We start from the raw sequence: 8,712 nt of genomic DNA, 5'->3' as shown, positions 1-8,712 counted from the left end.
GCTGCTCTCGGCCCGGATGCTGGAGAGGCCGTTCCCGGCCCCGCCCCCGAAGGCGCTGCCGCAGCCCGAGGGCGGCGGCGACCGCAACGCCATCCCGCTCTACCGCTTCGCCCGGGCCCGGGTGGCGCACGATTTCGTCGCCGCCATGCCGCTCCGGGTCTCGGCCCTGCGCAGCCTCGGCGCCTACATGAACGTCTTCTCAATCGAGAGCCTGATGGACGAGGCGGCGGAGGCGGCGGGCGCCGATCCGGTCGCCTTCCGGCTCGCCCATCTCGACGACCCCCGTGCCCGTGCCGTGATCGAGGCGGCGGCCGAGCGGTTCGGCTGGGGAGCGGCGCTGCCCAAGGGCCGCGGCGCCGGCTTCGCCTTCGCCCGCTACAAGAACCTCGCCGGCTATTGCGCGATCGCGGTCGAGGTGGCGGTGGAGCGCGAGAGCGGCCGGGTCCGGCTGGTGCGGGCGCAGGCGGCGCTCGATGCCGGCGAGATCGTCAACCCGCACGGGCTTCGCGACCAGATCGAGGGCGGGATCATCCAGGCGATGAGCTGGAGCCTGTTCGAGGCGGTGGCGCACGACGCGACGGGCCCGACGAGCCGCGACTGGAGCACCTACCCGATCGCCCGCTTCCCCGACATTCCCGAGCGCCTGGAGGTCCACCTGATCGACCGCCCGGGAGCGCCCTTCCTGGGCGCCGGCGAGGTCGCCCAGGGCCCGACCGCCGCGGCCCTCGCCAACGCGATCCGGCAGGCCGCGGGCGTGCGCCTGCGCGAATTGCCGATGCGGCCGGAACTGGTGAAGGCGGCGATCGGGGTGTGAGACCGCCGCGTCGTCGAGCGGACCCGTTCGACAGCGCCGGGCCAGGCCCGAACGGGTGTCGGCGCCATGGGATGGAAGGACCGGCCCGTCTCCGGGCCGGCCCATCGCCTTACCGCTGCGGGTCGATCAGCGGCGACCAGGTCGGGTCGGAGGCGTAGGACGGGGTCGGGACCGGCTGCTCGACCTTGCCGGTGATGTCGACCATGTAGAGCTTGCCGCCGGCCTGGCCGCCGGGATCGCGGAAGAAGATCAGGTACTGGCCGTTCGGCGCCCAGGTCGGGCCCTCGTTGTGGAAGCCCTCGGTCAGCACCCGCTCGCCGGTGCCGTCCGGCTTCATGACGCAGATCGCGAACGAGCCCTTCCGCTGGCGGGTGAAGGCGATGTAGTCGCCCCGCGGCGACCAGGCCGGCTGCGAGGCCGAGCCGTCGCCGAAGGTCAGGCGGCGCGGGTTCGAGCCGTCGGCGCCCATGACGTAGACCTGCTGCTGGCCGCCGCGGTCGGATTCGAACACGATCTCGCGCCCGTCCGGCGAGAAGGACGGCGAGGTGTCGATGGCGTTGGCGTTGGTGATCCGGGTCTGCGCCTTGGAGGCGAGGTCCATCACGTAGATGCTGGCATTGCCGCCATCCTGGTCGCTCATCACCAGGCGGCGCCCGTCCGGCGAGAAGCGCGGGCTGGTGCTCATCTCGGCGTTGGTGGGGATCACCTGGCGGGCGCCGGTCGAGAGGTTGATCACCTGCACCCGCGGCTGCTGGCCGGTGACCTGGGCCATGTAGGTGATGTCTTGCGTCGAGGGCGAGTAGCGCGGCGCCACGACCGAGGCCTCGCCGCTCGTCAGGTAGCGCACGTTGGCGCCGTCCTGGTCCATGATGGCGAGGCGCTTGCGGCGGTGCTCCTTCGAGCCCGATTCGTCGACGAAGGCGACGCGGGTGTCGAAGAAGCCGCCGATGCCGGTGATCTTGGTGTAGACCGCGTCCGAGATCAGGTGGCCCATCCGGCGGGCGTTGGCGCCGTCGCCCGCATATTGCTGGCCGACCATCTGCTGGCCCGACAGCACGTCCCAGAGCCGGAACTCGGCCTTGAGCTTGCCGGTGCCGTCGCGGGTGACGCGGCCCGTCACGAGGCCCTGCACGCCGATATCCTTCCAGGCGGGGAAGTTCGGCGCGGCGTCGAAGTTCGGGCTCTCGGGGAAGCGGGCCTTCTCGACGGGCGTGAAGTAGCCCGAGCGCTTCAGGTTGTTGGTCACGATGCCCGAGAGCGTCGGGCCGAGGCTCGGATCGCCGGAAAAGTCCGCGATGGCGATCGGCATCGGCTGGAAGGCGCCGCCGGGGCCGATGCGCAGGTTGAGCTGGGCCTGGGCCGGCGTGGCGAAGCCGGGCATCAGGCCGGCGGCGAGGCACAGCCACAGGAGCGCGGCGAGCGCGGGACGCAGTCGCGAGGGGGAGTGCATGCAGGGGACGTCCGTCGTGTGGTGAGGCAGGCGGCCGGTGGGGTCTTCTAAGCCCGCGGCAGCTCGAACTCCGCGTTGATGACCCGCCAGTCGTTGTAGAACGGCGCGAACTGGGCCGGGATGCGGAAGGGCGCGCAGCGCCGCACCGCCCGCACCGCGGCCTCGGCGATCGACCGGTCGACCGCGCTGCCGCCGGCGCGCAGGATGCGCGGATCGGTGGTGAGCGAGCCGTCCGGATTCAGGCGGATGTCGAGCTGGGGCAGCACGATGCCCTGCGCGGCGCCGGGCGGCGCCGAGTAGCAGCGCTCGATCTGCTGCTGCAGCAGGCCGACCAGGGCGTCGCGCTGGCTCGGGTTGAGCCGCTGCGAGGTGCCGGTGGCGGCGCCGAGCGCCGCCGTGCGCTGGACCTCGCGGCCGGTGGCCCCGGTCGATTGCGACGGCCCGTGCGATGCCAGCATGTCGCGGATCGAGCCCGAATTGAACTTGGCGGCGAGCTCGGCCTGGCGCTTGGCCTTGGCCTCCGCGGCGGCCTTGGCACGGGCATCCGCCACCGCCTTGGCCTTTGCGGCGGCCTCGGCCTTAGCCTTGGCTTCCGCGGCGGCGTGGGCCTTGGCTTCGGCTTCCGCCTTGGCCTCGGCCTTCGCCTCGGCTTCGGCCTGGGCCTTCGCTTCCGCCTCGGCCTTCGCCTCGGCACGGGCCTTCGCTTCCGCCTTGGCCTTGGCGTCGGCGACCGCCTTGGCCTTCGCCTCGGCTTCGGCCTGCGCCTTGGCCTCCGCTTCCGCCTTGGCTTCGGCCTTGGCCTTCGCGTCGGCCTCGGCGCGGGCCTTGGCTTCGGCCTTCGCCTTCGCGGCGGCCTTGTCCGCCGCGGCCTTCTCGGCAGCCGCCTTCGCTTCGGCCAGTTCCTCGCGCCGGATCGCCTCGGCCTCGGCCTTCTCGGCAGCCGCCTTCTCGGCGGCGGCCTTGGCCGCGGTCGCAGCGGCCTTCTCGGCCGCAGCCTTTGCAGCCTCCTTGGCGGCTTCCTTGGCGGCAGCTTTCGCAGCTTCCTTGGCCTCGCGCTCGGCCTCCGCCTTGGCCTCGCGCGCCTCGGCGTCGGCCTTGGCCTTCGCGGCGGCGGCCGCAGCCGCGGCGGCAGCCTTCTCGGCATCGGCCTTGGCGGTGTCGGGGCGGGCCGGCGGCATCGGGGCGGGCTCGGGCTGCTCGAGGGCCGGGCGCAGGGGCGGCGTCGGCATCTCCTCGGCGTTGGCGACCTTCATCTCGGGCGGGCGCGTCGGCGGGGTCGGCACGTCGGCCTTGGCCTCGCCGGGGTCGTTCTCCCGCTGCTTGTCGGCAACGCGGTCGGCCCGCGGGCTCTTGGCCGGGGCGTCGCCGTCGCGCTGGCCCTTGGTCAGTTCGGAGAACTGGTTCTCGGTGATGACCTCGACCGGCACGCCCTCCTCGGCCTGCGGCAGCACGTGCGAGGCGGCGGCGAACAGCGCCAGCCCGATCAGCACCACGTGCGCGCCGGCCGACACCCAGACGCCGGGCTCGGACCTGTCGAAGGGAAACACCACGGCGAACCCCGCCCTACTAACGCTGGTCGGGCTCGGTCACGAGGGCGACTTTCTTGAAGCCGCCGCCCGTCACGATTGCCATCACCTGAGCGACGCGGCCGTAATCGACCCGCTTGTCGCCGCGCACGAAGACCCGCTCCTCGAAGCCGTCCTTGGCGGTGGCCGAGAGCTTGGCCACGATCGTATCGTCGGTCAGTTCGTCCTCCCCGAGAAAGACCTGGCCGGTCTGACGGATCGAGAGGGTGACCGGCTTCGAATCCTGGTTGAGCGGCGCGGCCTTGGTCTGCGGCAGGTCGAGGGGCACGCCGACCGTCATCATCGGCGCGGCCACCATGAAGATGATCAGGAGCACCAGCACGACGTCGATGAACGGCGTCATGTTGATCTCGTTGATCGCGCCGCCCCGCCGGCCGCGCCGACGGCGCCCGCCGCCCTGGGCCGCTCCGGTGGCCATGCTCATTGGGTTCGATCCCTGTCCGAGAGGGGGGACGCGTGCCGGCTCAGGCCGCCAGCGCCATGCGCTCGTCGATCTGCCGCGACAGGATCGCCGAGAACTCGTCGGCGAAGCCCTCGAGGCGCCCCTGCGCCTTGGCGACCGAGGCCTGGAGCTTGTTGTAGGCGAGCACCGCGGGAATCGCCGCGAACAGGCCGATCGCGGTGGCGAACAGCGCCTCGGCGATGCCCGGCGCCACGACCGCGAGCGAGGTGTTCTTCGAGGCGGCGATCGACGTGAAGGCGGTCATGATGCCGAAGACCGTGCCGAACAGGCCGATATAGGGGCCCGCCGAGCCGATCGAGGCGAGGAACAGCAGGCGCGATTCCAGCCGCTCGACCTCGCGCTGGATCGTCACGTCGAGCACCTTGTCGATGCGCTGGCCGAGGCTGCGGATCGAGCGGCCCGAGCCCTCGTAGGAGCGGCGCCACTCGCGCATCGCGGCGACGAACAGGGCGGCGAGCCCGCTCGCCGGCTTGTCGTTGTAGGCGCGGTAGAGCTCCTCCAGCGGCCGGCCGGACCAGAACTCCTCCTCGAAGGCGTCCATCTCCGCCTTGGTGCGGCGAAACAGCAGCGTCTTGTCGACGATGATCGACCAGCACCAGATCGAGGAGCCGAGGAGGCCGAGCATCACCACCTTGACGACGAAATGGGCCTGCCAGAACAGGCCGAACATCGTGATCTCGGCCACGGGCATCGCCTGGGCGGCGTCGGCGGGATTCATGCGGCTTTCCTCGCGTCGCGGGCCGAGGGACGGACCGCTGGCACTCCAACCGGGATCGGGGCTTGTCGTATCGTGTCTCGATCGCGCCCGAATCTGTCGAAAGTATGGGCCGGCGCCCCGCGAGGGAGCGTCCGCCCGCCGCGAGTTAAGCCCCCGGCAGGGTTAAGGAATGGTGAGCGGGATGCTCTAGCGCCTGCCGAGGCGCCGGCGCAGGGCCTCCGGCAGGCGCACCGCCCGGCCGTCGCGCACGCAGGCCACCACCACCTCGGCCCGCACCAGCACCTCGTCGCCGCGGCGCACCTCCTGGTCGAGATGCATCGAGGCGCCGCGCAGCTCGCGGGTGGCGGTGAGCACCGTGAGCGCGTCGTCCATGAGGGCGGGCTTGAGGTAGTCGAGGGTCATGCGCCGCACCACGAAGACGAGGCCGTCCGCCTCCCGGTGCAGCTCCGACTGGTCGCCGGCGAGCCCGCGCAGGAGCTCGGTCCGCCCCCGCTCCATGAAGCGCAGGTAGCTCGCATGGTAGACGAAGCCGGAGAAATCCGTGTCCTCGTAGTAGACGCGCACGGGAAGGGCGTGGGCATCCGGGGGCAGGGTTTCGGTCACGCGGGGTTCGTCCTCAGTCTCATCCATTCGCGCTTGAGGTGTCTCAGCCGAACTGAGGCCGACAAGTCGCGCGCTTCCCCTCTCCCGTGTGGGAGAGGGGTCAGGGGTGAGGGTGGCTCGGCTTCCGTGTGAAGCACCGAACGTCGTGCTGGCGGCGGTACGGTCGAGTTCCGTTCGGAAGCGTGTCACCCTCGTGCGATCTTCGATCGCCCCTACCCCTCTCCCACACGGGAGAGGGGATCCCGCGCTTTTTACTTCAAACGGGATCAGGGGAAAAATGCATCAGACGGTGGCATCCGCCCCCAGCTCCACCACCACGATCTCCGGCGGTACCCCGAACCGGATCGGCGCGACGCTGAGGCCGAGCCCCCCGGAGATCACGAGGTCGCTCGCCTCGCGGACATGGCCGTAGACGAAGCGGCGGGGGTAGCGCGACGGCACCACCGGCGACCAGCCGAAGAGCCGCACTTGGCCGCCATGGGTGTGGCCCGACAGGGTGAGCGCCACCCGGGCCGGAACGTGGGCGAAGATGTCGGGCTCGTGGGCGAGCAGGATCATCGGGGCGCCGTCCGGCACCGCCGCCAGGGTGGCGGGCAGGTCGTCCAGGCCGACCCGACCGCGGCTGCCGCGGCGCCGAACCGGATGCAGAGCGAGCTGATCCTCGAGCCCGGCGAGCCAGACCGGGCCGGCCCTGGTCGCGAGCGGCACCGCCTCGTTCGACAGGAGCCGGATGCCGTTGCGCATCAACGCCGTGCCGGCGGCGGTCGGGCCGCCGCCGCGGCGCAACGCCTCCGGATCCTCCCACCAATCGTGGTTGCCGAGCACCGCGTAGACGCCGAGCGGCGCCGCGAGCCGGCCCAGCACCGGCGCCCATTCGGCCGCCGGGATGACGCGGGTGACGTAGCGCTGGCCCACCATGAAGTCGCCGACGAGCACCACGAGGTCGGCCCCGAGTGCGTTGGTCGCGTCCACGATCCCGGCGATGCGCTCCAGGCTCATCCAGGGGTCGCAGGCGTGGATGTCGGTCAGAACCACGATGCGTAAGGAGAGCCCCGCCGGCCAGGGTGCGGCGGGGTTCGGCCTGATCGCGTAGCGGGTCACGATCTGGCGGAACGGCTCGATCCCGGTGGCGTAGGCGCCGGTCGTCGCGCCCGAGAGCGCGACGAGGCCCGCCCCCTGGAGCACCCGGCGACGGGTGAAGAGGCGGTACCCCCTCCCCTGCTCACGCATCCTCGTCCCCGGTGAAGAGGCCGAACTGCACGGTGGGGTCGCGGTTCGGCTCCGGCAGGCCGAGATGGCGGAAGGCGTGGGCGGTGAGCACCCGGCCGCGCGGCGTGCGCTGCACGAAGCCCTTCTGGATCAGGTAGGGCTCGATGATCTCCTCGATCGCGTCGCGCGGCTCGGAGAGCGCCGCCGCGATGGTCTCGACCCCGACCGGCCCGCCGCTGAACGAGTGGGCGATGATGTTGAGGTACTTGCGGTCCATCGTGTCGAGCCCGGCGGGATCGACGTCAAGCAGGCGCAGCGCCCGGTCGGCGATGGCACGGGTGATGGTGGGGGCGTCCTCCACGATGGCGAAGTCGCGCACCCGGCGCAGCAGCCGCCCGGCGATGCGCGGCGTGCCCCGCGCCCGCTTGGCGATCTCGTTGGCCCCGTCCGGCGCCATGCCGATGCCGAGCACCCGGGCGCCGCGGCTGACGATGAGTTCGAGTTCGTCGATGTCGTAGAATTCGAGCCGGACCGGGATGCCGAAGCGGTCGCGCAACGGCGTGGTCAGCAGGCCCGCCCGGGTGGTGGCGGCGACCAGCGTGAACTTCGGCAGCTCGATCTTCACCGAGCGGGCGGCCGGGCCCTCGCCGATGATGAGGTCGAGCTGGTAATCCTCCATCGCCGGATAGAGGATTTCTTCCACCGCCGGGTTGAGGCGGTGGATCTCGTCGATGAACAGGACGTCGCGCTCTTCCAGATTGGTGAGCTGCGCCGCAAGGTCCCCGGCCTTGGCGATCACCGGACCGGAGGTCGAGCGAAAATTCACGCCGAGTTCGCGGGCGACGATCTGGGCGAGCGTGGTCTTGCCGAGGCCCGGCGGGCCGACGAACAGGACGTGGTCGAGGGCCTGGCCGGTCTTCTTCGCCGCGTCGATGAACACCTGGAGGTTGGCGCGGGCCGCCTTCTGACCGGTGAAGTCGGCGAGGCTGAGCGGCCGGATCGAGGCGTCGGTGTCGTCCTCGCGGCGCTCGGGGGTGAGGAGGGCTTTGGGCTGCTTGCTCAAGCGGGACCTGGCGCGTGGCTCGTGTCGGCGGCGCGAGGCCGGCAGCCCCGTTCGCCGGATGTACTCGCCGGGTTCTGTCGCACAACGCGACCGATCGCGCTACTTTCCGGCTCCCCTGCCCCGGAGAACCGACGCCCGTGACGACGACCGAGCCGGCCGCGCGCGACCGGGCCGCCCCTGCCCCCGTGACCCTGGCCGAGGCCCTGCCGGTCTGGGCCCGGATCGCCGCCCTGTCCTTCGGCGGGCCGGCCGGGCAGATCGCCGTGATGCACCGCGTGCTGGTGGACGAGAAACGCTGGATCTCCGAGAACCGCTTCCTGCACGCCCTCAACTTCTGCACCCTGCTCCCCGGGCCGGAGGCGCAGCAGCTCGCCACCTATGTCGGCTGGCTGATGCACGGGACCCGGGGCGGGCTTCTCGCCGGCGGGCTGTTCGTGCTGCCGGGGCTCCTCGCCATCATGGGCCTCAGCTGGATCTACGTGCTGTACGGCGAGGCCGGGCCGGTGGCCGGGCTGTTCTTCGGCCTCAAGGCCGCGGTGCTCGCCATCGTGCTCGAAGCGGTGCAGCGCATCGGCCGGCGGGCGCTGCGCGGCCCGGCGATGACCGGGCTCGCGGCCGCCGCCTTCGCCGCCCTGTTCCTCTTCGACGTGCCGTTCCCGCTCGTCGTAGTGGCGGCGGGCCTCGTCGGCTTCCTCGGCGGCCGGGCCGGGCATCCGGCCTTCCGCCCCGGGGGCGGCCACGCGGCGGGGGGGGGAGGCCGGATGCCCGGCCCGGCCGCCGGGGGAGCCGGCGGGGCCCGCCGCCAC

9 protein-coding genes are annotated in these 8,712 nt (G+C 72.0%); 2 read left to right on the top strand and 7 right to left on the bottom strand.

Features of this window, described 5'->3' with window-relative positions; translation table 11 throughout:
* Positions 1-814, top strand: an 814-nt coding sequence (locus QR78_RS07660; protein WP_048426908.1) for a molybdopterin cofactor-binding domain-containing protein, incomplete at its 5' end; no start/stop codon positions are given.
* A gap of 109 nt (positions 815-923) precedes the next feature.
* On the opposite strand, the gene tolB is transcribed toward QR78_RS07660, so the two are convergent.
* The 7 genes from tolB to ruvB all read right to left on the bottom strand — a co-directional run bounded on the left by tolB (position 924) and on the right by ruvB (position 7,906).
* Entirely contained in the window at positions 924-2,264 is a 1,341-nt protein-coding gene (gene tolB / locus QR78_RS07655) for a Tol-Pal system beta propeller repeat protein TolB (protein WP_048426907.1), read from the bottom strand.
* Between the two features lie 47 nt (positions 2,265-2,311).
* Positions 2,312-3,811, bottom strand: coding sequence for a cell envelope integrity protein TolA (gene tolA / locus QR78_RS07650; RefSeq protein WP_082173734.1), 1,500 nt, complete (start codon positions 3,809-3,811; stop codon positions 2,312-2,314).
* 19 nt (positions 3,812-3,830) lie between these two features.
* Positions 3,831-4,274 (bottom strand): ExbD/TolR family protein, encoded by a 444-nt coding sequence (locus tag QR78_RS07645; RefSeq protein WP_048426905.1) that lies wholly within the window; start codon positions 4,272-4,274, stop codon positions 3,831-3,833.
* Between the two features lie 40 nt (positions 4,275-4,314).
* Positions 4,315-5,031: a protein TolQ gene (gene tolQ / locus QR78_RS07640; protein ID WP_048426904.1), complete on the bottom strand. Its 717-nt coding sequence runs from the start codon at positions 5,029-5,031 to the stop codon at positions 4,315-4,317.
* 186 nt (positions 5,032-5,217) lie between these two features.
* A complete protein-coding gene (ybgC, locus tag QR78_RS07635; RefSeq protein ID WP_048426903.1) occupies positions 5,218-5,661 on the bottom strand; it encodes a tol-pal system-associated acyl-CoA thioesterase in 444 nt (147 codons plus the stop codon).
* Positions 5,662-5,916: 255 nt separating this feature from the next.
* A complete protein-coding gene (locus QR78_RS07630; protein ID WP_048426902.1) occupies positions 5,917-6,864 on the bottom strand; it encodes a metallophosphoesterase in 948 nt (315 codons plus the stop codon).
* Entirely contained in the window at positions 6,857-7,906 is a 1,050-nt protein-coding gene (gene ruvB / locus QR78_RS07625; RefSeq protein WP_089504291.1) for a Holliday junction branch migration DNA helicase RuvB, read from the bottom strand. The genes QR78_RS07630 and ruvB overlap by 8 nt, the downstream gene beginning before the upstream one ends.
* Positions 7,907-8,043: 137 nt before the next feature.
* Between ruvB and QR78_RS07620 the strand changes: the two genes are divergently transcribed.
* On the top strand, positions 8,044-8,712 hold a 669-nt coding region (locus tag QR78_RS07620; RefSeq protein WP_048426900.1), incomplete at its 3' end, for a chromate transporter.

The organism is Methylobacterium indicum, assembly GCF_001043895.1.
In the GTDB taxonomy this organism is placed as follows: Bacteria; Pseudomonadota; Alphaproteobacteria; order Rhizobiales; family Beijerinckiaceae; genus Methylobacterium; species Methylobacterium indicum.
The sequence above is the reverse complement of the archived record's forward strand: the minus strand, read 5'-3'. Positions and strand labels throughout refer to the sequence as shown.